Source organism: Sphingopyxis sp., assembly GCF_035998965.1.
Taxonomy (GTDB): domain Bacteria; phylum Pseudomonadota; class Alphaproteobacteria; order Sphingomonadales; family Sphingomonadaceae; genus Sphingopyxis.
This window is the reverse complement of the sequence record NZ_DASYHE010000086.1, coordinates 1-26062: the sequence shown is the minus strand read 5'-3', so window position 1 is coordinate 26062 and position 26062 is coordinate 1. Positions and strand designations below refer to the sequence as shown.

The following is a 26062-nucleotide window of genomic DNA, read 5'->3' as shown; positions in this document are numbered from 1 at the left end:
GGAATTTCCTTCGGACGGCAATATCGCCTCCAGCGGCGCGTTCGGCATTTGCGGTGTCCTCGCGAGCGCTATCCCTGCGAACAGCGGGATCCAGGTATTGAGTCCTGGCGTCGAGGTTAACATCAAGGGCAACACATTGCCCCAAGCGCCGAATGTCAAGGTCTCGATGGGCGTGCAGTACACGGCAGAGGTTGGGAATGGTATGACACTCGTCCCCCGCGTCGACATTTCCCTTACCGGAAAGCAATATGGCAATATCTTCAACGGCAGGATTAATCGTATCGAACCTTTCGTCCAGGCAAATGCGGTTTTACAGTTGAATGGCGCCGACGAGCGCTGGTTTGTCCGGGGGTTCGTTCAGAATATTTTCGATAGCAACTCGGTTACCGGACTTTATGTCACCGATGCATCTTCCGGTAATTTTACAAACATCTATACTCTTGATCCGCGGCGTTATGGTGTCGCCATCGGAGCAAAATTCTGACGATTTAGCGGTTCCAATCTAACTCGCATAGAAATCGCGGCGTCGGAGAGACGGGGGAACCTTCTCCGACGCCGGTTTCCATGCGCCAGGCCCAAGGCACCAAACGGGGGCATCTGCGACGGAAAGAGGCAAGTCATCTGGAGCCATCTCAAGGATCTCCGAATTTCGCGGCCTGTGCTTGCGATGTCGCATGCGACCGACGCGAACGGCGCGCTGACCGTTGCCCACGGGCACTTGTAGGAAGCACGCTGGTCTCCGGCACCGCGAGCTCGCGATCAATCCGGCAGCGTTCGGAGGCGGCACGATCATCGCGGCGGTTTGTGGCCCCTGATTGCCGAGTGCAGCATGACACTCTTGGCCGCCGCATCGATCACGATATTCCCAAGCTTGCTTGCGAACCTATAATTTTTGAACAGAAAAGAGATATCCAGATCCCAATCTGGCAGCCTGGTTTGCGCGGTAATTGAGCCATTCGGCGAGCAAAACACCCATCTGACGCGCGGCGCATCTTGCCACGCGAAGGCCCAGCGGTTCCCACGCAAAGCGACGAGCATTTGACATGGGACCATCGGCGAGTTCGGGAACGCCAGTCGGAGACAGCGCGAGGCACGCGTTCATGATCGAAAAACTCATCCGCGATGGCCGAACCGATAGCGGTTGTGGGCATTTGTCTCGACACGTCCGAAACCGGAAGACCAAACTTCAGCGAGGAAGCTTATTGAGATTCACCGCGGCGATTGCAGTTGACGGCTTGAGTTCCGTGCGAGCAAAATTTCGAAGCGCTTTGGCTTCTCTGCGCGCCCGCCAAATGTGCATCATTGGCGTTAAGGTCGCGGTGGCAAACCGTCCGAGGTCGGCGTCTCGAGTTCAAGGGGGCCGACGGAGATGAGACCTTCTGGATCGGACAAGGGCCCGGTCTGGCTGACCGTGATTTCTGTTTGAGGTCCAGCCTCGCCATTGCGGTCGCTGCGCCTAACTTTCAATGCGTCGATTTCGCGTTTGCGCAGTTCCAGATAGAGGGTCCGTGTCTCGACATAGGGATCAAGGCTTTCCTGTTGCAAGCGCTGGATTTGAGCGTCGCCCTCGATGCGGTCATTGAGTTGCCTGACCACAGTTGTCGGAACGGCATATGCCGTGCGGTCGAAAGGCGCGCCGACCGCGGTCGGCACGACGAGCAAGTCAATGCTGTTGCCCGCCAGATCGCGCAATGTCGTCGACCCGATAAGCGGAAGATAGAAATAGGGACCGGGCTCGACGCCGTAGAAACCCAATGTATTGGCAAAGCCGTTGCGTCGGTAAGGCAGATTGAAAGGCATTGTCTTCGCGACATCGAAAAGGCCGCCGACACCAAATGTCGTGTTTACGGCGAAACGGCCGAGCGTCTCGGCAGCCTTGCCGATCTTGAACTGTAACAGGAAGTTCAGAAAATTGACGGGTTCGCTGAGGTTACGCAGTGCATTGCCCAGCCCGTCGCGAACAGGTTCGGGTACGATACCTTGATAGCCCATCGCGACTGGGGCCACGAGCGCCGCATCGATCGACTGGACCGCCCGATAAGAGGCAATATTGACCGCTTGAAGCGGATCTCCCGGCGGCGCATCGCCACGGGCCGTCACCACAATATCATGGGGCGCCGAGGGCATTTCGGCCATAGTCTCGTCGTCGGAGGTTGCTGGCGCGGCTAAAGAGGGATGCGGGGTGTTGCCGAGTGCTGGCACAACGATCGGCGGCTCGGGTGGGGCCGAGGGATCATCTACCCGCTGCAACTCGGTCTCAGTCTGGCTTTCGGATGCGAGGTCGGTCGGAGGCGGCGCTACCCCGGACAGAAACAGAAGCGCGGCGACGGTTGCAGGGCTCATCGCGCGCGCGATCCCGCCACCATGAGAGGGGCGAACATTAATTCCATTTGCCAAACTCCTGCTTCGGCCAAGGGCCCGAAACGACGACCGACGACGCTCCCTCCATCGACCCATGTCAGCTGACCCACGATGCGGCCAATCCAGCTTTAATACTCCCCCATGAGTAGGGAAACATAAAGAAGCTCGGCCTGCCGTTTAGCCCAGCAACGTCCGTACGGACGGGCAATGGGACCAACCTGTTCTATCAGGTACGATTTTCGCTGGAGGACCCGGCATAGGCACTTTGCCGACGGTCGCTTAGTTCCGGGCTGGGCGGAAGCGGCTCGAAAACTAACTCTGCGGACGCGCCCGGTCTCAGCGCGAGCAACAGTACCGCCGTCAAGAGCGAGCCGAACATGCTCCGGATCAATGCTTTGCCCCCAACCACATTGCGCAACCCGATGACGAAAGTATCGCACCCTGCCTGAGACGCGAGCAGTGCTTGCCCGATCGAACTATTCAGGTTGTTCAGACAACCGCGCTGCGGCTTCAAAGGCGCGGCGCGTGTTTAGCGAGATTGATCGCCGACCCACGGCATGTCCCTAAAAAAATTGGACGCTAGCCCGAGAAATCATCCTTTGGTCACCCGGTCAATTAAGGGTTGGATGTCGTCAGGAGAAATTTTTCCGGTGGCGATCCGAGGTGAGGAAGCAGGAAAATGCGGAATGTGGGGCGGTTCGGAATTTCATTGCAGCGAAGCGTGATTCCAGCAGGCCTTTTGTGCTTTCAAGGCTTCGTTGTTGGCTGCAGCGAGGCCGAGACGCGTGATCCTGACGCTAAGGGCCCGACAAAGATGCCCGAGACGGCAAGCGTTGAGGGCAGGGAGGAGGGCGTGTGGCAACCCCAGCGGGCCATCAGCAGACGCCACCGTGGCCTGGAGCGGCGCCGAACATGGAGGATGTCAAACTTCCTCCAGAGTATAGCGAAACGGCAACGAATCCGAAACGCTTCGCCGGACGTCCGGTTACCGGCGCCTTCAACGTCACTGTGCCCACTCTCACGGTGTTTCCCGCCCAACAACCAGGCAATGGCACAGCGATGCTGGTTTTTCCCGGCGGAGGATTCTCCAAGCTCGCGATCGATCTGGAAGGTAGTGAAGTTCGCGACTGGCTGACTTCAAGAGGCACCACTTGCGTGCTCGTCAAATACCATGTTCCCAAAAGCGGCCACCATTATGATGAAGACTGCCATTGTGCAGTGACGCCCAAGCACCTCCTTGCGTTGCAGGTCGCCCAGCGTGCGATACGCCTGGTGCGCTCGCGCGCCAGCGAGCTCAAGATCAACCCCCGCAAGATCGGTGTCATAGGCTTCTCAGCCGGAGGGTATCTGGTCGCGCAGACCAGCAATATATTCGAACCTGCTTATGAGCCGGTCGACGAAATAGACAAAGTGAGCAGCCGGCCCGATTTTGCCATCGCAATGTTCCCAGGCCACCTGTGCAGATCGGGGGGCTCGCTTGATCCTGGTATCAAAGTTACCAAGATGACCCCGCCAACATTTCTTCTTCAGGCTTGGGACGATCCCGTCGATCCGATTTGCAATAGCATAGTCTATGCGCGAGCGCTGGACGAGGCAGGTGTTCCAGCGGAAGTCCATCTCTTTGCCAAGGGAGGGCACGCCTTCGCCATGCGCCCGCTGCGTCATCCCGTTGAGCGATGGCCGACGCTCGTGGAAGATTGGCTAAAGGACACAGGAATTCTTTGAGCAAATAGGGCAAGAAATGACCCCCTCTCCCCGGAATGTTCGCTACTCAGGGGAATCGCTGGTCTTGGCCGATCGGAGATCGCCGGGTTTCTGACTGAAACTAACCGAAAGCCGACAACGGTTTGAGCTCCAGGGTATCTTTTGGCGCTGCCGTACAATTATCGGTCGGCTCGCGACGCTATCCGCGCGGTGCGACCCAGAAGAGCTCTTCCTTTCAGGAAACAGAGATCTTCATCTGACGCCCGCACGGTTTCGATCGCGCGGGCGTCTTTTTTTTGGCGCACCGCCGCCAGCGGTTTGAACGAACACATATGGGTGATCACGCCTGACCGACGTGAGGATGACGCCGCAGACACTCAGCGCCGCCGCCGTTCCGTCGCAAATCCACGATCGGTCGCGATAAAGCGCTCGATCATCGGCACCGCGATCTTTTCCGGCGCCATAGGCGCCGCGAGGCCATTAGCCTTCGCATGCACCTCGGCATAGACGAGCAATTCGCGATGGAGGGATCCCGTCAATTCGATCGACAGCTTCACGGGCTTGTCGTCGGCGATGGGGCCTAGGCGCAGCTTGCTCATGGGGCCGCACCCGCCGGCGGTTCGAGTATCAGATCGCGTGTGACAAGGACCCGCAAAGCGAAGCCGGGGCGGATCGTGAGGGTTGGCGGGATGTTCATCTGACGCTCGACGAGCCGCCGTCCCGACTGGTTGACCGTATCCTGCGGCCCGTCGCGAAGCGCCCGCACGAGCGCATCATCCCCGTCCGAGCCAAGTTCGGCTCCGACGCCGAGCAACGAAGAGACGAGCGCCGCGCGCAGCATCGACCCCCAATGATGGTCGGTGCGATCGGCAATCCCCGCCATGCCCCGCGCATCGGCGCCGGGCTGACGATCGAGCCGGATCGATCGGCCACCGGGCAGGATCAACCGGTTCCAGGCCAGCAAGACGCGCTCCTGCCCCACGGATATTTCGCTGTCATAGTCGCCGATCAGCCGGGCACCCTGCGGAATGAGGAGAATGCGACCCGTCGGGCTATCGTAGACATTCTGGGTCACCTGCGCCGTGACCTGTCCGGGAAGGTCGGACCTGATCCCAGTGATCAGCGCGGCCGGAATGAGACTTCCCGCCTGAAGGATGTATGGCGAAGCAGGCGCATGAAGGCGCTCGGCACTCTCGAACGGTTCGGCGGAGCCGCCCGCGAGAAAGGCGCGCCGCGCCGCCGCCGGAGTCCGCGCGCCGCCTTCGGGTGCCGACATGGTCGCGGCGGACGGTTCGATCGATCCACGCTGCGCGTCTGCCACCGGCGCGCCCGAGGTCCCTCCTCCAAGGAATATCCGGCTCGCCGTGGCGGCCTCGCGCTCCAGCCGCGCCCGATCGCGCGCCTTGTCGGCGGGTGAGCGCCCGCCGGCGGGCGGATTTCCCATCGGCGGCACCGGGATCGTCTCGCCGTTCTGCTGCGCCGAGACGATCGGTCGCCCGAGATCGCCGGGTAGCGGCGGTCCGAGCTTCGGCACCTTGCCATAGTCGGCGGGCGCACCGGTGACGACTTCGGCGCGATTCGCTCCATCGGCCGTGTAGAGATTCTCGGCGGTCTTCGGGGCTACGGGTTGCAGCGCCCAGAGCAGAGCGCCGCCGATCGCGGTGCCGCCGGCAGCGCCGATCATCGCGAGCGCCTTGCGCGAAAGCCGCATGACCCGCGGCGTGTCGCCGCGTAGCCGAAAAGGATCGACCTCCGGGCCGGGCGCCGTGCGCTCGCCCGCTTCCGGCACGTCGGCGGGCGCCACCGCCTCGCTTGCCGGCCCGGTCACGACCGCCCCCGGCGGCGCGGCATTTCACGCTTGATCCGAACGACGCGGGCCTGCTTTCCGGCGCCCAAGCGGAGTTCGCCGCGCTCGAAAAGGCGGTCGACGATCATGTAGCGGCCCTGCACCCGGTAGTTGACAAGCTCTGCCTCGCCGCTGCCGCCGATGACGAAGAGTGGCGGCATATCGCCGGTGGCGATATCCTCACCGAATTCGATGATTAGCTGGCGCGAGTCGTCGAAGGCGCGCACCGGCCGCCACGCGGCCTTGTCGCCTGCGATGCGGTAGCGGAAGTTGAGCGCGGCGAGATCGATCGCCCCGGCAACGGGCGCCACCCTCGCCGCCTCGGCCTCGGCAAGCTGCAAGGCGATCAGCTCATCGGCGGGATAGGTCCAGGATACCGATGCCATATAGGCCGCGGCGGTCGCGCGCAGCTCGACATGATAGGTGCGCCGGTCGGTGTTGATGATGAGATTCGTGGCGATATCGGATCGGGTGGGTTTCGCCAGAATATGCACGCGCCGCCGGGCCCCGGTCCCGCTGACCGTATCGCCGATGATCCAGCGCACCGTGTCGCCCGCGGCGACCGGCCCCGGGCCGACGAGCTGTTCGCCTTCCTGAAGGACGATATCGGTGACCTGCCCTGGCGCAGCATAGACCTGAAAGAGCGCGCCTTCGGACCAGGCATATTGCTGGATGGCGTTCCGATAGCCTTGCCGGTCGGGCTGCACGCGCGCCTCGGCGTTGGCGCGGCCGACGCGCTGGCGGGGATCGGCGGCCTCGCTCGCCGCGGCGGGCGCCGCAAGGAGGGACAGCATGGCTCCGAGTGCGATCGGAAGCAGAGGATATCGCGTCATTGGCTGAGTTCCTTCGACCAGTTGATAGCATTGACAAACAGCCCGATCGGGTTGCGGCGAAGCGCGTCGGGCGTGCGTGGCGGCCGGATCGCGACGGTCACGATCGCCGACCAGCGCGAACGCTCGACTAGGCTGCCGTCCTGATATCGGCGCTCGCTCCAGGCGATGCGGAAGCTGTCTTTCGAAGCCCGAATGACGCTCGACACATCGACCGCGACCTGGGCCTTGCCGACCTCGGCAAAGGGATCGTTGGTGCGGGCATAGTCATTGAGCGCCTGCGCTCCGGTCGCGGTGGTAAAGTCATAAGCGCTGAGCCAGTCGGCCCGCAGCACGACCGGATCGGCGGGAATGCTGCGAACATGTTCGATGAAGCGCGCGAGATGGAACGCGACCTGCGGATCGGTCGGTTGATAATCGCCGTCGGCCGGCGCGACCGCGCGCGCTTCACCCAGCTTGTCGACCTCGACGACCCAGGGCGTGATCGTCCCGCGGGCGGACTGCCAGACCAGGCCGCCGGCAAGACCACCGGAGATGATCAGCGCGCCGAAGAAGGCGAGCCGCCAGTTCTTGGCCTGGACCCGCGCAGAACCGATCCGATCGTCCCACACTTGCGCGGCGCGCTGGTAGGGCGTGACCGGCTCGGGCGCGCGGCCATAATGATTGGTGGGTCTTTTGAACATGGGATCAGTCCTTTTCGCTGATGTTCGGCGCCGAGCCGGCCCCGTGGCTGTCGCCGCTCTTGAGCGTCTGCGCGCCGATGGTCGCGCCATGCGTCATGGTCTGGCGCCGCCGCATCGCCGCCGCCCAGGCCGGAGGCGCGCTGGCAGCTTGCGCTGGCGCCGCGCTATCGGTGGGACCGTCGCGGCCCGACGCGAAATTCGCGCGAACCCGTTCGGCCATGCTGCGAACAGGTGAAGCTGCGCCGCTGGCTGCCGTACGTGCCACATTCGCAAGTCCCCCGCCGATGGCCTTCGCTCCGCTCTTCCCGGCCGCGCCCGCCGCATAAGCTGTCGACGCGCTCCCCGCTCCGCGGGCACCGGCAGCAGCTGTGCCGCGCGCCGCCGCTGCAGCCGCGCCGGTGGCCAGGGTCGCGCCAGCCGCCCCGGCGGCAAGCGTTGCGCCTGCGGCGACTGCGGTGCCGGCGGCGGCCCCTGCTCCGAGTTGCGGACCGCCGGCGACGATCCCGTTGGCGATCGAGGGACCGAAGATGCCGAGGCCGAGCAGCGTCAGTGCGCCGAGCGCGATCGCCATGACCTGTTCGATGTCAGGCTCCGGACCGAGGCCGGCTTGCATGAAGCGGTCGAACAGGGTCACCCCGATGCCGGTGATCACCGCGAGGACGAGCACCTTGATGCCCGAAGATATGATGTGGCCAAGCACGCGTTCGGCCATGAAGGCGGTGCGGCCGAAGAAGGCGAACGGCAGCAACACGAAGCCCGCGAGCGTCACCAGCTTGAATTCCAAGATGGTAACGAAGACCTGCACCGCGAGAATGAAGAAGGCGAGGACGACGATCACCCAGGCGATCAGCAGGATCATGATCTGCACGAAGTTGGTGAAGAGACCGACCGGGCCGACGAGGTCCGCCGACGCATCGAGCAGGGGCTGCGCCGCATCGATGCCGGTCGCGGCGACGACGCCGGGACGCATGAAGTCGCCGATCGCCATGGCGCCGCCGCTCGCCTTAAGGCCGAGGCCAGCGAAGCTTTCGAGCATGATGACGGCCAGCGCCTGGAAGTTGCCGATGATGAAGGCGAAGACGCCGATATAGAGCGTCTTCTTGACGAGCCGCTGGATGATGTCCTCGTCGGTGCCCCACGCCCAGAACAGCGCGGCAATCGTCACGTCGATGACGATGAGGGTCGAGGAGAGAAAGCCGACTTCGCCCCCGAGCAGCCCGAAGCCGCTGTCGATATAAGTCGAGAAGACCGCCAGAAACTGGTCGATAACGCCGGTGTCTTCCATCGGGCTAGTCCTTCTGTCCAAAGAAATGGCGGCGCCTGGCGTCCCAGGCCGCTTCACAGTCCGCATCGGCGACCGTGACCGTGCGGCAGCGCTCGGCCACGTCGGCGGCTGCCGGGTGTGCGCCCGCCGCGGAGATCGGGGGGGCGGGCGCACGAGGCGTAGGCGGCGATGACGCATGCAGAATTGCCAGCGTGATGAGCAGGCCGCCCAGCACCGCGACCGCCGCTATCTTCGCCGCCCGGCCCATCTCAATTGCCTTTGCGGAAGCGGCGGAAGCGCTCGCGGCCTTCGGCCTCGGCGGCGGCGCTGCGCGCCGCGTCGAGCATCTGCGCCCGGCCCTGCGCGGCGAGAGCGGCGGTGAGGTCGGAGATCTGCTGCGACTGGACGGCGAGGATCTGGTTGCCCGCCTGCGCCGCCTGCAAGGCGCCGGTCGCCGACTGGCTCGCCGAGACGAGGGTTCCGATCGACTGGCGCGTGCCGCCGATGTTGGTGACGACGCCGGCCTGCACCTTCATCGCATCCTGGAACGCGCCGACGCTGTCGTTCCAACGCGCCTCGGCGTTGGCGACCATCGCGGCCTGCGGCCCCGACAAGGCTGCGCCCTTGTAGCGGGCATCGAAAGCGGTCTGGATATCGCCGACGTCATAAGCGACGCGCTGCGCTTCACTCAGCAATTGGCGGGTGCGATCGACCTGGCCTTGCAATTCCTTCAGCGTCGAGACGGGCAGGCTGGTCAGATTGCGCGCCTCGTTCGCCAGCGACGTCGCCTGGTTTTGCAGCATGGAGATCTGATTGTTGATCTGCTCGAGGGTGCGCGCGGCGGTCAGGATATTCTGCGCATAGTTGCGCGGATCGTGAACGATGCCGCCGATCTGCGCCGCGGCGGGAACAGTCACTCCGCTCGCGATCAAGGTCGATCCGGCGAGCAGGGCAGCAAGCAGCACGCGGTTCTTCACATTCTTCATAAAAAGGACTCCTTCAGCTGGTCGGGGGTTTCGAGGTTCGCGAGCAGATCGGCGGCCCAATAGAGGCCGCGGTGACGCAGCCAGAATTCGGCAAAATCGGCGTGGCCGCGCGTCTCGATCAGCTCGCCGATCTTGATCTGGTCGGTCTTTGAAGAGGCAGCGGTGAAAGCGAGTGCGATGTCGCCGAGGCCGAGTTCGAACAGCCGGTTGCCGCGTCGCGACTGGCAATAATAGTCGCGCTTCGGCGTTGCGCGGCTCAATATCTCGATCTGGGGATCGTTGAGCCCGAAGCGTTCATAGACCCGCGCGATCTGAGGCTCGGCGGCGCGTTCGTTGGGCAGGAAAATGCGTGTCGGGCAGCTCTCGATGATCGCCGGCGCAATGCGCGAGCCCTCGATATCGGCGAGGCTTTGCGTCGCGAAGATCACGCTCGCATTTTTCTTGCGGAGCGTCTTCAGCCACTCGCGCAGCTGCGCCGCGAAGGCGGGGCTGTCGAGCACGAGCCAGCCTTCGTCGATGATGATCAGCGTCGGTGAGCCGTCGAGGCGGCCCTCGATGCGGTGGAACAGATAGGCGAGGACCGAGGCCGCCGACGAGGCGCCGACCAGCCCTTCGGTTTCGAGCGCCTGAACACGCGCATCGCCAAGATGCTCGGCCTCGGCGTCGAGCAGCCGTCCCCAGGGACCGCCCACGAGATAGGGCGAAAGCGCGAGCTTCAGCTCTTGCGATTGGAGCAGGACGGCAAGACCGGTCAGCGTGCGCTCGCGGATTGGCGCCGTCGCGAGCGACGTGAGCGCCGACCAGAGATGCTCCTTCGCGGCCGGATCGACGTCGACCCCTTCGCCCGCGAGCAAGGCGGCGAGCCATTCGGCTGCCCAGGCGCGCTCCGCGGCCTCGTCGATGCGCGCCAGCGGTTGCAGAGCGACCGACCCGGCGCTGCCGGCATCGTGCAGCGCGCCGCCAAGATCCTGCCAATCGCCGCGCATGGCAATCGCCGCGGCGCGGATCGAACCGCCATAATCGAAGGCGAATATCTGGTTGCCCTCGTAGCGGCGGAACTGGAGCGCCATCAGCGCGAGCAGGACCGACTTGCCCGCACCCGTCGGGCCGACGACGAGGCAATGACCGACGTCGCCGACGTGCAGCGAAAAGCGGAACGGGGTCGAGCCTTCGGTCTTGCCGTAAAGCAAGGGGGCATCACCGAAATGCTCGTCCCGTTCCGCCCCCGCCCACACCGCCGACAAGGGAATGAGATGGGCAAGATTAAGGGTGGAAATCGGGGGCTGGCGAACATTGGCATAGACATGGCCGGGGAGGCTCCCGAACCAGGCCTCGAGCGCATTGACGCCTTCCACCGTGCAGGTGAAGTCGCGGCTCTGAACGATTTTCTCGACGAGGCGCAGCTTCTCGGCCGCGAGCGCCGGATCGCGATCCCAGACGGTGATCGTCGCGGTGACATAGGCGATGCCCGCCTCGTCGGCGCCAAGCTCCTGCAGTGCCATGTCGGCGTCGGCCGCCTTGTTCGAGGCATCGCTGTCCATCAGGACAGAGGCCTCGTTGGTCATCACCTCCTTGAGGATCGCGGCGACCGACTTGCGCTTGGCGAACCATTGCCGCCGGATCTTGGTCAGCAGCTTGGTCGCGTCGGTCTTGTCGAGCATGATGGCGCGCGAGGACCAGCGATAGGCGAACGCTTGGCGGTTCAATTCGTCGAGCAGGCCCGGGAAGGTGACGCTCGGGAAGCCGGTGATGGTGAGGGTGCGCAGATGATGATCGCCGAGCCGCGGCTCGAGCCCGCCGACGAGCGCTTCGTCGGCGAGCAGCGCGTCGAGATAGGCAGGCGTCTCGGGCACCCGGACGTGCTGGACCTTGGTCGAGACACAGCTGTGGAGGTAGGTTAATGTCTCGCCGTCATCCAGCCATTCGGCCTCGGGCATGAAGCCCTCGACGAGATGGAGCATGCGCCCCGTGCGATCGACGAAGCTTTTCAGCAATTCCTTGGGGTCGACGCCGGTCTTCGAGCGGCCCTCATAGAGCCAGTACTCGGCGCGCGCCGCTTCCTCTGCCGGCGGCATCCACAAGAGGGTCAGATAATAGAAGCTCTCGAAATGGGCGCCTTCCTCGCGGAACTGCTCGCGGCGTTCGACATCGACCAGCTCGGACACCGCATCGGGGAACTCGGACACCGGATAGGTCACCGCGGGCACACGCTGGGCTTCGACGAAGACTGCCCAGCCCGACCCGAGGCGCCGCAGCGCGCTGTTGAGGCGCGCGGTGACCGCCACGAGTTCGGCGGGCGTGGCGCTGTCGAGGTCGGGGCCGCGGAAGCGCGCCGTGCGCTGGAACGCGCCGTCCTTGTTCAGCACCACGCCCTCCGCCACCAGGCAGACCCAAGGGAGAAAATCGGCGAGGCGGGCGGATTTCGTGCGATATTCGGAGAGATTCATCATGAGCGCATCCAGACGGGATATTTGAGGTGACGCCGGGCGACGTCGACGAACTGCGGGTCGCGGCGGGCGGCCCAGACCGAGAGGGTGTGGCCGACCGCCCATATCGCGACGCCGACGATCCAGAGCCGGAGGCCGAGACCGACGGCGCCCGCGAGCGTGCCGTTGACGATCGCGAGGCTGCGCGGCGCCCCGCCGAGGAGGATCGGCTCGGCGAGCGCCCGGTGAACCGGAGCAAAGAAGCCCGGCACTTCCCCTTCCCGGCTCATCACACGAGCGCTCCGCCGCCGAAGGAGAAAAAGGACAGGAAGAAGCTCGATGCAGCGAAGGCGATCGACAGGCCGAACACGATCTGGACCAGCCGGCGGAACCCACCCGACGTGTCGCCGAAGGCGAGGCTGAGACCGGTCACGATGATGATGATCACCGCGACGATCTTTGCGACCGGACCCTCGATGCTCTCGAGGATCGACTGCAGCGGCGCTTCCCACGGCATCGACGAGCCGCCGGCATAGGCCGGCGCGGATACCGCAAGCGCAACGAACATCGCGGTCGAACAGAGCATGGCGCGCCGTGCGCCATGCCGAAGAGCATGGATCATCGATTTTCTCCTTCAGGGGTGATGAGCGGGGTCAGCCGATATTCGAGGTTCAGCCGGTCGAACCCGTCGATGCGGGCGAGTTCGGCGAGGCGCCGGCCCGTTCCGTCGCGGACGAGCACGGCGACCAGATTGATCGTCTCGGCGAGAAGAGCGCGCGGGACGGTGATCACGGCTTCCTGGATGAGCTGCTCCATACGGCGCAGCGCGCCAAGCGCACTCCCGGCATGGATTGTTCCGACACCGCCGGGATGACCTGTGCCCCATGCTTTCAGGAGATCCAGCGCTTCGGCGCCGCGCACCTCGCCGATCGGAATGCGGTCGGGCCGGAGGCGCAGCGAGGAGCGGACGAGATCGGACAGCGATGCGACACCGTCCTTGGTGCGCATCGCGACGAGATTGGGCGCCGCGCACTGCAGTTCGCGCGTGTCCTCGATCAACACGATCCGGTCGCGGCTGCCCGCAATCTCGGCGAGCAACGCGTTGGTCAGCGTCGTCTTGCCGGTCCCGGTGCCGCCCGCAACGAGGATGTTGAGCCGGTCACGCACGCCGCAGCGAAGTATGTCCGCAGCATCCGCCGACATGATGCCCGAGTTCACATAATCGCCGAGCGTGAAGACCGCGATTGCCGGTTTGCGGATCGCAAAGGTCGGCGCGGCAACGACCGGCGGCAACAATCCCTCGAAACGCTCGCCTCCTTCGGGCAGCTCGGCCGATACGCGCGGCGCGCTGCCATGCACTTCGGCGCCGACATGATGCGCGACGAGACGAATGATGCGCTCGCCATCGGCGGCGCTCAGTGTTTCACCGCTGTCCTCGATCCCTTGGCCGAGGCGGTCGACCCACAGCCGACCGTCGGGATTGAGCATGATTTCGATGACCTCGCGGTCGGCGAGCCAATCCGCGATCGCACCGCCCATCGCGGTGCGCAGCATGCGCGCGCTGCGGTGACGTGCCTCCAGCCGGATTGGTTCTGCGCCCATCGGGAACCCCGTTTCATGAGCCTTGGCGATGATGCCCGGCTCGACGGGGATGAGTAAGAGACGCAGAGAAAACCCAAATTCAACAAGGTTTTCGCGCCGTCGTACCGTCTCGTAGAAAGACAGGCCGTGGCGTAGGTCGATCCGCATCGGAACGGATAAAAATCATGGTGGAACTTGTGAAACGCCCGATTTTGACAACAGTGTAACAATGACTGATTCGGTGTCGCAGCCGTCAGAGGATGAATTGTGCTGGGCGCGGCTCACGGACAAGCAGCGCGCTTGTCTCGATCTTGTGCTTGAGCATCAGACCTCAAAGCAGATTGCGCGGCGGCTCGACATCTCGAAACAGGCCGTCGATCTCAGGCTCACGACCGCGCGCGATATTCTGGGAGCGGACAGTAGAGCCGAGGCGGCCGTCCGCTATGCGCGTCTCAAACGGACCTATGACCGAATACCATGGGATCCGATCATACTACCGCCGCAGGCCAGACTGATGCCATCCGATTTCCCGGACGGAGAGCCGGCCGCATTGGCGCTGAACGATCATGCATCGCTCGCCAAGCATCCCAATGCGGTCGACCCGCCGTTCAAGGGTCTCTGGAGGCGCGATCACGCGCGTTCGAGCAAAGTCTGGATCATGGCGGCGATGTTCGCCGGATTGATCCTGCTGACGCTGGCGGGGGTGACGATCGGTGAAACGCTCACCCGTCTGATTTCCGGCTGATCCTTTCATCCTGTCTGTCACCAATAGGCCGGAGCGATGCTTCCGGCAGAGGAGAAGTCATGTCCCAAGCACTTACAATCACGGCAGCCCGTCTGATCCGCGACGTACCCGCCGCCGAAGTCAGGATCGACGATGCACTCATCGCAGTGTCTTCGCTGATGACCAGCGTCGTCACCGCGCGGCGCGACACCGCCGGGGTGCCGGCGACCAGAGGGCAGGCAACGATCCGCCGATTGATGAAGGCGCAAATGGCGCTGGTCGATGTCAGCGGCGATATTCTGCGGGTTCATGGCGAACTCGCCGATATCGGGCGCGAGACGGCGGGTTATGACCTCCATGAATGCCCGTCGATCGCGGAGGCGGGAACGAGCGTGCGGGCGGCCGCAGCCTGACGCCGGTTGACCGGGAGCGACAGCCGTGAAAGTTTCAGGGCATGCGCATCGCCTTGTTTCTCGCTTTCTTGGCTGTTGCTGTCGGCTATGCCGCCTGGAAGGGCGGCGGGCCGGAACGGACGATGGCGGCGATCGCAGCAACGATGGTGGGCTTGGATCAATTGCTCCACCTGTTCGTTCCGCCGACCTTCGCTTCACTCGACACCGGTCATCTCGCGATCGACCTGTTTGGAGCCGCATCCACCGTCACGCTCGCGCTGTTTGCGCATCGCTTCTGGCCCATGTGCATCGCCGTCTTGCACATGGTCCCGCTCCTTGCGCACTCGAGCCGGATTCTCGACGTGGCGCTGCATCCGGCAGCCTATCTCGCGATGCAGGTGGCGACGTCCTGGCCGGTGCCGGCGATCCTCATCCTCGCAACCTGGCGCCACCAGCGTCGGCTGGCGCGCGGCGCCAACGAGCCATGCTGGCAGATCTCGTCGCGGCCATCGATCCCGAGCATTGCGAGTCCCTAGCCGAGCGACTGCTCGCGGAACATCGGACACTCGCACGCCTTTTCGCCCAGTCCCCCGAAGCGCTGGCGCGAACGCTCGGCAAGGACAGCCCGGTCGGCGCGATGCTCGTCGCCGCACGGTGCGCGACATTGGAGGCCATGCGCGAAGAGCTGAGCGGTCGCGGCATCGACCCCGACAATCCCAAATTGCTGCGTTATCTCAGGGCATCGATGGGCGCGCTTCCCGATGAGGCGCTGCGCGTGCTGTTCCTTGACCCGTCGCATCGCCTCATCGCGGATGAACAATTACAGCGCGGAACGCTCGGCCATCTCGCAATCTATCCCCGCACGATATTTCGGCGAGCGATCGAACTCGACGCCGCCGCGATCATTCTCGTCCATAACCATCCTAGTGGCGACCCAGCGCCCAGCCGGTGCGATATCGAGGCAACTGAACGCCTGGCTACGATCGGACAAGCGCTCGACGTCGAGGTGCTGGAACATATCATTGTCGCGCTCCGAGGGCATCGGATGATCCTCCGGGGACGACCTGCCTCCGGTCGGACGTCTTCGCCCGGCACGCTACTTCGCGACAGAATTGCCGATTGGCGGAACTCACCCGATGCCGAGTTGGCGCTCGCCAACGCGCAGCGCGTATGGCGGCGGCGCCTTCTGCGCCGACAACTTGTCGGCGCAGAAGGCCTGTTCGGCGAACCGGCTTGGGATATGCTCATCGATCTCTTCATCCATGAGGCAGCGGCGAAATCAGTATCGACCAGCTCGCTTTGTATCGCGTCGGGCCTTCCGAGAACGACGGCCCTCAGGCTGCTGCAGCGCCTTTGCGACGAGGGACTGTTGGCGCGGGAGCCGGATCGCCACGACGGAAGACGCAATTTCATCCGGCTGGCCCCCGATCTCGCGCAACGCCTCCTGGCCTATTTCGCGGCGGGCGACGAATGATCGCCGTCCACGTCGCGGGACAATTCGTCACCAAGCTTCGGCCCGAGCTCCATCCGGCGGCTCAGCGAATCGACAAAGGCCTCCCACCGTTTCTTGCCAGTCACTTGCGCCGCCCGGAGTGCCGCGTCAGGGAGCGGGGGATTGTTGATCAGCCAGGAGCGGACGAACAGCGCGAAGCCTTCGTTCGACAATTCGACATGCCATTCGAGCCGGTCGAGTTGCCGCGACAGCCGATCGAGCCGCCGCGTCAGCACGGCCTCAAGTCGCTCCTCATGATCGGGAGTGAGCAAAGATGCGAGCGCGGCCTCGACGATGTCGGTGCGCGTGATGCGGCGGCTGCTCGCGCGTTCGTCGAGCTGGCGCGCCAGCACGCTATCGATCCGGAAGGTCCGCTTGACCGACGACTTCCTCATAGTTCGATCCCGTCGTCCGGATCCTGCGACGCCAGGCGGGCGCCGCGGCGCATCGCACCGTCGATCGCCTTGCGCTCGCGGACGGGGTCATCCTCTCGTTCCTCGGTTGCGAAATCGAACTCGCTGACATCCGGGCGAGCCTCAGATACGATATTCTCATGGTCGGCCATCGCCGGCTCCTGCCGGATACCGCTGTTGGCGTCGCTATCGTCCTCCTCGCCGTCGCTCGCATCGGGGATCTCATCATGAACTGCGATCTCGACCTTCCCGCCGGACAGGTCTTTCGGTCGTTCCAACGCGCTCCAGTCGTCGGGACGGCTTTCGCCGACTTGCGGCGGCGCGGGCGGCGGCAGGATCCGCGCCATCAATCGGGGGTCGGCATAGTATTTGGCCTTGCTCGCCCGGATCGGCGCGACGCCGGCGACCATGACGATTTCCTGATCGGGCGGCAGTTGCATGACCTCGCCGGGCGTCAGCAAGGCGCGGGCCGTCTCGGTCCGCGAGACCATCAGATGGCCAAGCCAGGGCGATAGCCGGTGCCCGGCATAATTTTTCATTGCGCGCATTTCGGTGGCGGTGCCGAGCGCGTCCGAGATCCGCTTGGCCGTCCGCTCGTCGTTTGTCGCGAAGCTGACTCGGACGTGACAATTGTCGAGGATGGCGTTGTTCTGGCCGTAAGCCTTCTCGATCTGATTCAAGGACTGGGCGATCAGAAACGCCTTGATCCCATAGCCGGCCATGAAGGCGAGCGCGCTCTCGAAGAAATCGAGCCGCCCCAGCGCCGGAAATTCATCGAGCATGAGAAGAAGGCGCTGCGACCGCGCACGCGGATTAAGTTCCTCGGTGAGCCGCCGCCCGATCTGATTGAGGATCAGACGAATGAGCGGCTTGGTGCGGCTGATGTCGCCGGGCGGCACGACGAGATAGAGCGAGGTCGCCGTCTCCCCCGCCACAAGGTCGGCGATGCGCCAGTCCGACCGCCGCGTCACCGCAGCGATGACGGGGTCGCGGTAAAGCCCTAGAAAGGACATGGCGGTCGAAAGGACGCCCGACCGCTCATTGGCCGACTTGTTGAGCAGATCCTGCGCCGCCGCCGCGACGACGGGATGGATACCCTTCTCGCCGAGATGTGCCGTCGACTGCATGATGCGCAGGGTCGAGGCGATACCGCGCCGCGGATCGGAGAGGAAGGCCGCGACGCCTGCGAGCGATTTATCCTCTTCGGCATAAAGAACATGCAGGATGGCTCCGACGAGAAGCGAGTGGCTCGTTTTCTCCCAATGGTTGCGCTTCTCGAGGCTGCCTTCCGGATCGACAAGTACGTCGGCGACATTCTGGACGTCGCGCACCTCCCACGCGCCGCGCCGCACTTCGAGGAGAGGATTGTAAGCGGCCGACGCGATATTGGTGGGATCGAAGAGCAGGACGCGCCCATGCTGGGCCCGGAACCCCGACGTCAGCTGCCAATTCTCGCCCTTGATGTCATGCACGATGCAGCTGCCCGGCCAGGTGAGCAGCGTCGGCACGACAAGCCCGACGCCCTTGCCCGACCGTGTCGGCGCGAAGCATAGGATATGTTCGGCGCCGTCATGGCGAAGATAGCTCCGACCAAAGCGCCCCAAGATGACCCCAGCCTCGTCGAGCATGCCTGCGCGGCGGATATCGCCAGCCTCGGCCCAGCGCGCTGAACCATAGGTCTCGGCGCGCTGCCGCTCACGGGCCCTCCACACCGACATGGAAATCGCGACAATGATCGAGGCGAAGCCGCCCGACGCCGCGATCATGGCGCCGCGGTAGAAAATCGGCGGCGCATAGGCATCATAGGCAAACCACCACCAGAAGAAGGCGGGCGGCGGATAGACCGGATAGTCACCGATGCGGAACCAGGGCGCGCCGAGCGCCGGCTGAAATCCAAGCGCGCCCGCGGTCCACTGCGTTGCTGCCCAGACCGCGAAGATCACGATCGAACCGACCGCAGTAATCTGTCCCCAGAGGATCTTGTCGTTCATTGCAAAATGCCTTTCTAAATGCCTTTCTAGATGCCGATGCCCCGGCCCAGCGCCCAATCGACCGAGCCGCCGGGGGACATGGTGCCGGTGATGTGCTGGCCGAGATGGCGGTCGAGCGCGGGGCGCCAGGGGACGAGCTGGAAACCCAGCCCGTCGTCGATCATGGCGAAGCGCCCCGATGCGAGCGTCACGCGCTCGCGGTAGACGCCGCTCACATAGTCGCCGGCAGCCGACGATTTGTGGGCAAGGCCGGTCCGCTCGGCAATCGATGCGGTCGCGGCTTCCAGTTCGCGCGAAGCGAGCTTGTCGATGAGCCCGGATGACAGGGTCAGCCGGTCCCCGGCGCGCGACGCCAATCCCTGCTCGACGAGATAGCGCGCCCGCTTCTCCATCGCCTGGCGGATTTCGAGACCGAAGCCATTCCCGCACGCGACCGGTTCACGGGCGACGAGTTGGCGGTCGAGCCAGGTCGCGCCGGGCGCGGTGACCTGCGACGCGAGCGGGAGGTCCGAGCGCGTCGCAAGCGACATATGCGCGCGCCCCTTGCCATCCTCCCAACTGCGGAGCTCGACGATCGAGCCCGGCCTGGCATCACCGGTCATCTCCATGTAGTTGAAGCGGATGTGATGGGTTCGCCCGTCGGCGCCGTCGACGATCGCATAGGCGCTGCCGGCAAGTTCGTCATGCAACCCCCGCTCGACAAGGCGGCCCACGATCGCGGTCTCGGGCGCGCCGTCGTGAAGCGCGAGCGCGGCGGGATCGAAGCGGCGCCCGCCGCGCGACAGCGCGCGGTGCATCGTCTTGATGATATCGCCGCGCACCGCGACCTCGCGCAGCGCCGGCTCGGCGCCGGCCCCGAGCGCCCAAAGGCCGGCGCCCTGCCGCTCGGCGAGACCCATCTGCTCGAGCCGGGCGGCGCGGCCGACCAGCAGGCCGTGCATATGCCGGTCTTCGTTCGCTGCGGGGCGCAGATCGATGACTCCGCCCGCTTCGTCGGCGAGCCTCTGCAGTCGGGCATCGAGACTTGTCCAGCGATCGGCATCGACTTCGCGCGCGAGCGCGCTTTGCATGTCGAGCTCACTGCGTGGACCGAGTTCGAGCGTTGCAAGTGCTTCGGCCCGTCCGCGAATGCCTGCGGCGATATAGCCGCGGTCGATGACGAGATCGGCGCCATCATCGGTGACGCCGCGCACGAGGATATGGATATGCGGATTGTCGGTGTTCCAATGATCGACCGCGACCCAGTCGAGGCGGGTCTGGAGATCGCGTCCCATGTCCGTCATGAGATCGCGCGTGAAGGAACGGAGATCGCCGAGATCCGCGGCGTCCTCCGGGCTCACGATCAGCCGGAAGTGATGCCGGTCGTCTTCGCAGCGCGCGGCGAAGGCATCGCGATCGGCGGCGTCGCCGCCCGCATCGAACATGCTCGCGTCGCGGCCGTCACGGGTCACGCCTTCCCGCTCGAGATAGGAGATATGACGCGCCAGCGGCGCGGCGCGAAACCGCGCGCCTTGGTGGCGGACGACGCGCGCCATGACCGTGACGCGCCGGGCGCCAGGCTGACGGCGCATCGCCGCCATGGCCCGCCGGCCCCGTCCATGCGTGCCGGTCCCGCCGCCAGCGCCGCGGCCAGGCCGCGAGCGGGTGTAGCCCGACCGCGAGGCTGCTTTGCGCACCTGCGTAGCGAGCCGCTTGCCCTTGCCTGCCGACCCTGCCCCGCGATCGCGGCTCCGTCCCGGCCTGATGCGGAAATCATGGTCGTCACCGCGCATCGGGGGCGGTGCCATACGAAAAGTTGGGAGAAAACGGCGCGTTCAACGCGATGATATGGCAGATTTCGGCAGAGCCATACGCGCAAACCCGCAGAAAACCGACCATGGAGTGCCCGAAGCTGGCACGGCTTTTATCTTGCCCTCCCCCATGTCCCTTCCAGCAAGCGACCACCGGCCCTGAGCAGAGCCTGTCAAAAAACCCAGCGGCCCCGCCGTCCGTCACCGGTCACGGCCATCGGACAAGGGAATGAAAATGGAAGCACCTGCAGCCCGGGCAGGCGCAGCCGTTCCCGACGGGCTTGCAGGTTGTGCGTCGTCAGACGGCAAATTTCGCTCAGCGAAGAGCGCCGCATCGCGCCATCCCGGCGCGGGCGACAGCATCGACGGAGCAGTTGCGGCGCTGCCTGATACATGCAATTCGGGTGCGATCTTGGCGACATAGGCGATCGTCTCAGCGGGCAGACCGCGGCGCCCCGATGCGAAGGCATCGGCGCGGCCCGGCCCCGCGTTGTACGCCGCGAGCATCAACTGAACGTCGCCATAGCGGTCCCACATCGCGCGCAGATAGGCTGCACCGGCGAGGATATTGGCGCGCGGGTCGAACGGATCCGCCCCGAGCCGATGGCGCGCGGTCAGCGACGCCCAGGTTCCGGGCATGATCTGCATCAGCCCCATCGCCCCGGCGTGCGAAACCGCACCAACCTTGCCGCGGCTTTCGGCGTGCATCACGCGCCAGATCCAAAGCTCCGGAATGCCGAAGCGCTGTGCGGCTTCGGCGACCGGTGCGGCATGAGGATGGCGCGCCGGTTGCACCGCCGCGGCAGCGGGCGGGCAAGCCAGAGGCATCGCGAATGACGCAAGAAACGCGCCGCAAGGCACGCTGACGCGAAGCGCGAACCCACCCACGAAGCGCAGCAGCAGCCCCATGGCTCAGTTCCCGGCCTGCGGTTCGGGGCGCGAACAGAGAATAGACAAATCGCCGTCGTCTGGGCCCAGGCGAACCAGATTTGCGCGCAACGGCGCAGCAAGGCTCGGGTCGTCGATCTGCAGCGCAATATATAAACCGCGCGGACCCGTGCGATCCCAACCGGCCCCGATCTCCGCACCGAGTGCGGGATCTCCGATCAGTAAGCGCCAACCTGGCGCATTCTCTTTTTCAGAATAGGCTGCCGGTGCGAGCTCGATTTGCGCGTCGAACGCGAGCGTCTTGATCGAGCCGGAATATCCTCCCGTCGTATTCCGGCGCATTGTCCCGATGATCATGATGACGTCTCCTTGCTGCGTGATGGCGGGTGGTCGGGTTCGGCGGAGCCCCAGCGAAGCGCCGCCGTCGGATGCGAGCGGGTGAGGATCGGGTGCGCGGTGCCGAGCAGACCAGCTGCCGGCATCGCCCCGAAATAGCGGCCGTCGAGGCTGTCGCGCGCCGCATTGACGAGAAAGAGTTCGTCACCGCCGACGATCCGGCAACCCGTCCAGACGGGGAGCGGACGACCGGCCCGATCGCGCGCCAGCGCGCGGGCGGCCGCGACGCCATCGAGCGTGACGAAGACGCCGGAACGACAGACGAGCGCGCCGGGAAGACCGGCGACCCGCTTCAGCATCGGCACGTCGCGCGGCAAATATCCGCGCTGCGCAAGGAATGTCCCGAGTGCGGACGGCGGGGCGATGGCGACAAGGTCGCCGAGCCGCGGCGGCGCGCCCACATCGACCCAATAGAGGCCGGTCGGAGCGCTGGCGCTCACATTCCAGAGGAAGCGCGGCGCGGGCTTGAGCCACGCAACCGCGACGAACGATGTGCTGAAGATCGCCGCGGCCGCCGCCGTGGCGCGAAGTGCCCGGCGGCTCATAACTCGACCGCCCGGCGGCGCAGCCATGCCGTATGGCGGTCACGGGAATATGGCCGGAATGGCAGCCCCGCCGAAATCCGGCTGCCGACATGGCGCCAATGATCGGGCGCCGCATCGCAGGCATCGATGCCGGTCGCTTCGACCGCGTCGATCGCCTCAAGCGCCTGTTGCACTTTCGGCCAGCCGTCGATCCGCGCGAGGATATCCGCGCCGGGATGGACGAACGGCAGCGTTGCATAAGCTTCGCCAGGCACAACCGCCGCGGCAATCGCGATGGTCGAATGGATCGTCCCGAAGTCGTTCGACGTCCAGCGCACGTAAGCAAAGACGGCGCCGGGCCGGAACGCCGCGACGCGCTTGGCGCGGCTCAAGATGCGCTCGGCTGCGATGCGGCCGAAGCGGATCCACTGCTCGTGTCGCCCCTCGATCCAGGTCATTTCGACCTCAGTGAGCGCGGTGTCACGCGGCGACGGGTGTGTGCCAGCGTTGCAATTAGCGGTTAGCCGCGGGCGCAGCGCCCGTTCAAAATCGACGCCGCGCATTAGCGCTGCACCTGCCGCGCCGGGTGCACGGTGCCGGTGCCGGGATCGGACGTCGACGAACGCCGGCCAAGTTCGACCCAGGCATCGAGTTCGTCGATCGCATAGACGACCCGGCCGCCAAGCTTGCGATAGGCGGGACCCGTTCCATAGCAGCGATGCTTCTCCAGCGTCCGGTGCGAGAGGCCGACCCGCTTTGCGGCATCGGGGGTCGTCAGAAAACGCGGTGGGTGACCGGTGGTCATGGGGGGCTCCTTCCAGCGGCCGGACCGGAAAGCGCGGGCCGGCGGGCGATGTCGCGTGGTGGCGCGAAAGCGCGCGCGCGGGGGAGCGGCAGAATTGCGGCGCTATTTTTGTCGCCCCGCCCGGTCTGCCAGCAGCGCGCGGTATCCGCCCGCCGCCAGCGCCTCGGCTTCGCGGATGAGCCGCTGGGTCCGGCGCCGCTCGGGAGAGGATTTCCACGCCGAGCCGCGGCCGACATCCAGGCGTGGATAGATGAGCCGGCGGGCGACCTCATGGCTGGTCACGTCCAGTTCGCCGCGAAGATCGAGAATCGACAGAAGCAAATCGAGGCGCTGTGCCTGGTAGGATGTCGGCCGAGACACGGCCGACGCCGACGATATGCCGCGGAGCCATCGTTCCAGATCCGCTACCGCCTGTAGGCGCGTCTCGGCCATGCCATCGCACGGAATCAGCGCAGCAAGCGCACCGTGAGCTGGATCGCAGCGCAGCCAGATCCGGTGCATGATGCGGTTTTCGCCCAATATATAATGACCGCCGTCAAGCGCGATCCGAGAGCAAAGGCGATGCGTCCAGCGAGCCGGATCGAGGCGCAGGTCAGCGGCAAAAGTCGGCGGTGCAGCGTCGAGGATCACGATATAGGGGCAGACCGCCGCGTCCCAGAAGGCTGGCGCGTCGAGCGCGGAAACACGCGGATCGACCGGGAAAGCAGAGGCCCCATCGCCGGGCCATGCCCTCCTGCGACGCCGGATCGGCCTTGCGATCCGACATCACGCTTCGATAGTCACGGCGATAGTCCGGACTGCGGCGCAGAAACTCCTGGGCGTAGCCGGGAAAGTCGAGGCGCAGCGGCCCTTCGCTTTTTGCCGTCGTCTCGATCGCCATAACAGCCTCCGGGGAGACCGAAGAGTTGGCGATATGCGGGCATGCGCCAATTCCAAGACGCGGGGATATCCATCCCCAGTAATGGGTATCCCGCCCGGCGCTGCCGGGCGGGTCCCTGCGGCTCAGTCGCCGCGGCGGGTCTGGCGGCTCCAGACCAGGTCGTGCTCTTCGCCTTCGCCCGCGAACAGTTGCGCGAAGATCGGGGCGGTGAAGCTCGGATCGTCGAGCTTGACCGAAAGATAGGGGCGCTTGTCCTGCGTCTGCTTTTCCCAGGCTGCGCCGACTTCGACGTCTCCAACGAAAACACGGTGGCTGGGAGCATTGCCGCTGGGGTCTTTTTCGGGTGCGATGCGAACCGATTTCGCCTGCACCGAGAGAGTGGTGATTTGACCCCGATATTCTCCGGAGACTTTCTTGAACGTGCCGATCTTGGCCATGTCGCATTCCTTCCTTGGCTCGGGCCGCACCATCGCGGCCTCGATGCGCATCGGTCGTCAGCGGGGGACCGGCGGTGCAGCCGCAGGCCCGCAGCGCAGCGGAGGATCGCGCCGTTCGTCTTTCTTGTTTCGCGAGGAATGGCGGCACGCCAGGGGAAGAAAGTCGAACGGCGCGGTTGCACCAAGCCGGGCCAGCGAAGCGGCGCGCTGACAGATGGCGCATGTCGAGAGGCCGCGATGGGACGGCTCTGCGGACGGTTGCGTTGCCGGTCGGCCGGGAAGCGAAGACGATGAGAGGCGGGCGAACGCCTAGCTGTGCAGCGCTGGTCGCTCGATCCCACCCCCCGGCGACAGGAGATCACGCCAACCGGCATAGCCGGTGACGACGGCGGTCAGGATGGACATGCCGCGCTGCGTCCAGGGATTGAGGTCGGCCAGCATCGCGAGCGCGACCCCAACCTGAAAGCCAGCAGCCGCGGCGGCGCCAACGAAAATCAGGATGACGCCAAGCCTGACGGCGAGCGGAGCCGAGCCGCGCGCCAGGTGCCGGCCGAGGGTATGGACGGAGACACCCGCGAGCAATCCCACCGCTAAAATGACCATCCAGCCGAAACCTTGGTCCCGAAGCGTGAAGGCCAGACCAAGCCCGGCGAAGAGTGGCAGCGCGTAAGTCGCGCAGCGAAAGAGCAGGAGAAGGCCATAAAATGCCGCAACCGCGCCAAGGATCAGCATCAGGGTCATGAACGTCCTCCCATCGGACGCGCCCGCCACCACCTCCGCAGCGCAACCTGCAGGCACAGCATAGCCAAAGCCAGCTCGGGGGAGACCCCGAACCGGCTCCAATCTGGAACCAATTCCAGACGCTTAGCGATTGAACGGGTCATATTCGCTGACGATCGTTTCGGGGTCGCCGTCGAACTCATCGAGCGGCATGACCGAATATCCGGCGCTGGTCTCGATGAGGATGATCACGGTCATCATGGTCCGGGCGAGGCTCCATCCGAGCGACTGGGCGGTGGAAAGCGGCATGGGATCAACTCCTGTCCTTGGGAGCGGGCCATTCCCGCTCGACAGGCGCCCCGCCGGACGGGGACAGGCCGCAATCACCGCGCGCGAAGCCGCGGCCCGAGCGAAGCGTGGGGACCCTTCACGGGTTGATTGAAGGAGGCCTGGCCTCGGCCAAGGGATCAGCGGCAATCGAGAGCGGGTATGGCCCGATCCCATGCGGCAGAGCCCCCACGCCCCACCCGCCCCCGGTTCGCCGCCGCGTCCCGGCCCCCTCGCTGACCTTTCATTTCGAAGACCTGTCGACATTCTGCCGTTCGCAACATGCGCGGCACTCGTCGTCTGCGACAGCCCAGTCGCCGAAAAGGAGGATAACCGAGTGCCGGGCCCCGGAAACCCACACTCGTCAGCACAAGACACGAAAAGGCGGCCCAGAGGACCGCCTTCACGTGATGAAATCAATCGGCTCCGCCCGAAGGCGGAGCCGGGGTGCCCGTCAGGCAGGCGGGTTCCAGATGATGACCTTTTTCATCGGGTCGTCGCCGGGGGCGTTTGCGACATTGCCGTAGATGGTCCCGAACTCGGGGGCCGACATCGTCACTGCGATATATTCGGCGCCGGTCGATTTGGCGGTCTTGACCCAG

Annotated in this window: 30 protein-coding genes and 1 pseudogene; 6 read left to right on the top strand and 25 right to left on the bottom strand. The window is 65.0% G+C overall.

Features of this window, described 5'->3' with window-relative positions; genetic code table 11:
- Nucleotides 1-484 (top strand): annotated as a pseudogene (locus tag VGN68_RS15130) (TonB-dependent receptor); the annotation flags it as partial.
- 824 nt (nt 485-1308) lie between these two features.
- On the opposite strand, the gene VGN68_RS15125 reads toward VGN68_RS15130, so the two are convergent.
- Nucleotides 1309-2343, bottom strand: a complete 1035-nt coding sequence (locus VGN68_RS15125; RefSeq protein WP_161786577.1) for an MlaA family lipoprotein — start codon at nt 2341-2343, stop codon at nt 1309-1311.
- Between the two features lie 930 nt (nt 2344-3273).
- Here VGN68_RS15125 and VGN68_RS15120 point away from each other — a divergent pair.
- A complete protein-coding gene (locus VGN68_RS15120; RefSeq protein ID WP_037557590.1) occupies nt 3274-4086 on the top strand; it encodes an alpha/beta hydrolase in 813 nt (270 codons plus the stop codon).
- A gap of 356 nt (nt 4087-4442) precedes the next feature.
- Here VGN68_RS15120 and VGN68_RS15115 read toward each other — a convergent pair whose 3' ends face one another.
- The 11 genes from VGN68_RS15115 to trbB are packed head-to-tail and all read right to left on the bottom strand — an operon-like array spanning nt 4443 to nt 13702.
- Entirely contained in the window at nt 4443-4664 is a 222-nt protein-coding gene (locus tag VGN68_RS15115; RefSeq protein ID WP_037557589.1) for a DUF2274 domain-containing protein, read from the bottom strand.
- On the bottom strand, nt 4661-5893 hold the full coding sequence (locus VGN68_RS15110; RefSeq protein WP_374046498.1) for a TrbI/VirB10 family protein: 1233 nt from the start codon (nt 5891-5893) through the stop codon (nt 4661-4663). Before VGN68_RS15110 ends, VGN68_RS15115 begins: the two co-directional genes overlap by 4 nt.
- The gene (gene trbG, locus VGN68_RS15105; RefSeq protein WP_327523827.1) at nt 5890-6705 is read right to left on the bottom strand and encodes a P-type conjugative transfer protein TrbG; all 816 of its coding nucleotides are present in this window, start codon (nt 6703-6705) and stop codon (nt 5890-5892) included. The genes VGN68_RS15110 and trbG overlap by 4 nt, the downstream gene beginning before the upstream one ends.
- A 35-nt stretch (nt 6706-6740) precedes the next feature.
- Nucleotides 6741-7424, bottom strand: a complete 684-nt coding sequence (gene trbF / locus VGN68_RS15100) for a conjugal transfer protein TrbF (RefSeq protein WP_037557588.1) — start codon at nt 7422-7424, stop codon at nt 6741-6743.
- A gap of 4 nt (nt 7425-7428) precedes the next feature.
- Nucleotides 7429-8709 carry a P-type conjugative transfer protein TrbL gene (gene trbL / locus VGN68_RS15095; RefSeq protein ID WP_037557587.1) on the bottom strand — a complete coding sequence of 427 codons (1281 nt, stop codon included), beginning with the start codon at nt 8707-8709 and terminating at the stop codon, nt 7429-7431.
- Between the two features lie 4 nt (nt 8710-8713).
- On the bottom strand, nt 8714-8956 hold the full coding sequence (trbK-alt, locus tag VGN68_RS15090) for a putative entry exclusion protein TrbK-alt (protein ID WP_037557586.1): 243 nt from the start codon (nt 8954-8956) through the stop codon (nt 8714-8716).
- Between the two features lies 1 nt (nt 8957).
- Nucleotides 8958-9674 (bottom strand): P-type conjugative transfer protein TrbJ, encoded by a 717-nt coding sequence (gene trbJ / locus VGN68_RS15085; protein ID WP_037557585.1) that lies wholly within the window; start codon nt 9672-9674, stop codon nt 8958-8960.
- Complete coding sequence (gene trbE, locus VGN68_RS15080; RefSeq protein ID WP_327477605.1) at nt 9671-12124, bottom strand: conjugal transfer protein TrbE; 2454 nt, start codon at nt 12122-12124, stop codon at nt 9671-9673. Before trbE ends, trbJ begins: the two co-directional genes overlap by 4 nt.
- Nucleotides 12121-12390, bottom strand: coding sequence for a VirB3 family type IV secretion system protein (locus VGN68_RS15075; protein WP_037557583.1), 270 nt, complete (start codon nt 12388-12390; stop codon nt 12121-12123). The genes trbE and VGN68_RS15075 overlap by 4 nt, the downstream gene beginning before the upstream one ends.
- Entirely contained in the window at nt 12390-12722 is a 333-nt protein-coding gene (locus VGN68_RS15070; RefSeq protein ID WP_037557582.1) for a TrbC/VirB2 family protein, read from the bottom strand. Before VGN68_RS15070 ends, VGN68_RS15075 begins: the two co-directional genes overlap by 1 nt.
- Complete coding sequence (gene trbB, locus VGN68_RS15065) at nt 12719-13702, bottom strand: P-type conjugative transfer ATPase TrbB (RefSeq protein WP_037557689.1); 984 nt, start codon at nt 13700-13702, stop codon at nt 12719-12721. Before trbB ends, VGN68_RS15070 begins: the two co-directional genes overlap by 4 nt.
- Nucleotides 13703-13910: 208 nt before the next feature.
- Here trbB and VGN68_RS15060 point away from each other — a divergent pair, with 208 nt between their 5' ends.
- From VGN68_RS15060 to VGN68_RS15045, 4 genes are read left to right on the top strand one after another with little or no spacing between them, the layout of a single operon-like run.
- Complete coding sequence (locus VGN68_RS15060) at nt 13911-14426, top strand: helix-turn-helix transcriptional regulator (protein ID WP_081933239.1); 516 nt, start codon at nt 13911-13913, stop codon at nt 14424-14426.
- A 59-nt stretch (nt 14427-14485) separates the two neighbouring features.
- A complete protein-coding gene (locus tag VGN68_RS15055; protein WP_037557580.1) occupies nt 14486-14818 on the top strand; it encodes a hypothetical protein in 333 nt (110 codons plus the stop codon).
- Between the two features lie 41 nt (nt 14819-14859).
- Complete coding sequence (locus VGN68_RS15050; RefSeq protein ID WP_037557579.1) at nt 14860-15333, top strand: hypothetical protein; 474 nt, start codon at nt 14860-14862, stop codon at nt 15331-15333.
- Nucleotides 15282-16271 (top strand): JAB domain-containing protein, encoded by a 990-nt coding sequence (locus VGN68_RS15045; RefSeq protein ID WP_082639844.1) that lies wholly within the window; start codon nt 15282-15284, stop codon nt 16269-16271. Before VGN68_RS15050 ends, VGN68_RS15045 begins: the two co-directional genes overlap by 52 nt.
- Here the strand turns inward: VGN68_RS15045 and VGN68_RS15040 are convergent.
- The 13 genes from VGN68_RS15040 to VGN68_RS14980 form a co-directional block, all read right to left on the bottom strand.
- On the bottom strand, nt 16247-16684 hold the full coding sequence (locus VGN68_RS15040) for a hypothetical protein (RefSeq protein ID WP_037557578.1): 438 nt from the start codon (nt 16682-16684) through the stop codon (nt 16247-16249). The genes VGN68_RS15045 and VGN68_RS15040 overlap by 25 nt on opposite strands.
- Nucleotides 16681-18693, bottom strand: coding sequence for a conjugal transfer protein TraG (locus VGN68_RS15035; protein WP_037557577.1), 2013 nt, complete (start codon nt 18691-18693; stop codon nt 16681-16683). The genes VGN68_RS15040 and VGN68_RS15035 overlap by 4 nt, the downstream gene beginning before the upstream one ends.
- Nucleotides 18694-18719: 26 nt before the next feature.
- Nucleotides 18720-20465: a relaxase/mobilization nuclease domain-containing protein gene (locus VGN68_RS15030; RefSeq protein WP_037557686.1), complete on the bottom strand. Its 1746-nt coding sequence runs from the start codon at nt 20463-20465 to the stop codon at nt 18720-18722.
- A gap of 219 nt (nt 20466-20684) precedes the next feature.
- Entirely contained in the window at nt 20685-21311 is a 627-nt protein-coding gene (locus tag VGN68_RS15025) for a lytic transglycosylase domain-containing protein (protein ID WP_081933254.1), read from the bottom strand.
- Nucleotides 21312-21395: 84 nt separating this feature from the next.
- Nucleotides 21396-21728, bottom strand: a complete 333-nt coding sequence (locus VGN68_RS15020) for a DUF736 domain-containing protein (RefSeq protein ID WP_037557576.1) — start codon at nt 21726-21728, stop codon at nt 21396-21398.
- A complete protein-coding gene (locus tag VGN68_RS15015; protein WP_037557575.1) occupies nt 21725-22312 on the bottom strand; it encodes a S26 family signal peptidase in 588 nt (195 codons plus the stop codon). Before VGN68_RS15015 ends, VGN68_RS15020 begins: the two co-directional genes overlap by 4 nt.
- Entirely contained in the window at nt 22309-22827 is a 519-nt protein-coding gene (locus tag VGN68_RS15010) for a DUF2840 domain-containing protein (protein ID WP_037557683.1), read from the bottom strand. Before VGN68_RS15010 ends, VGN68_RS15015 begins: the two co-directional genes overlap by 4 nt.
- A 26-nt stretch (nt 22828-22853) precedes the next feature.
- Nucleotides 22854-23096: a helix-turn-helix transcriptional regulator gene (locus tag VGN68_RS15005; protein ID WP_037557574.1), complete on the bottom strand. Its 243-nt coding sequence runs from the start codon at nt 23094-23096 to the stop codon at nt 22854-22856.
- A 102-nt stretch (nt 23097-23198) separates the two neighbouring features.
- Nucleotides 23199-23615, bottom strand: a complete 417-nt coding sequence (locus tag VGN68_RS15000; RefSeq protein WP_293842152.1) for a DNA -binding domain-containing protein — start codon at nt 23613-23615, stop codon at nt 23199-23201.
- 73 nt (nt 23616-23688) lie between these two features.
- The gene (locus VGN68_RS14995; RefSeq protein WP_197411505.1) at nt 23689-23976 is read right to left on the bottom strand and encodes a transcriptional regulator domain-containing protein; all 288 of its coding nucleotides are present in this window, start codon (nt 23974-23976) and stop codon (nt 23689-23691) included.
- A 122-nt stretch (nt 23977-24098) separates the two neighbouring features.
- Nucleotides 24099-24413: a DUF736 domain-containing protein gene (locus tag VGN68_RS14990; protein ID WP_037557681.1), complete on the bottom strand. Its 315-nt coding sequence runs from the start codon at nt 24411-24413 to the stop codon at nt 24099-24101.
- Nucleotides 24414-24722: 309 nt separating this feature from the next.
- On the bottom strand, nt 24723-25154 hold the full coding sequence (locus VGN68_RS14985; protein WP_058539111.1) for a hypothetical protein: 432 nt from the start codon (nt 25152-25154) through the stop codon (nt 24723-24725).
- A gap of 123 nt (nt 25155-25277) precedes the next feature.
- Nucleotides 25278-25442 (bottom strand): hypothetical protein, encoded by a 165-nt coding sequence (locus VGN68_RS14980; RefSeq protein ID WP_167919412.1) that lies wholly within the window; start codon nt 25440-25442, stop codon nt 25278-25280.
- Between the last annotated feature and the right edge of the window lie 620 nt (nt 25443-26062).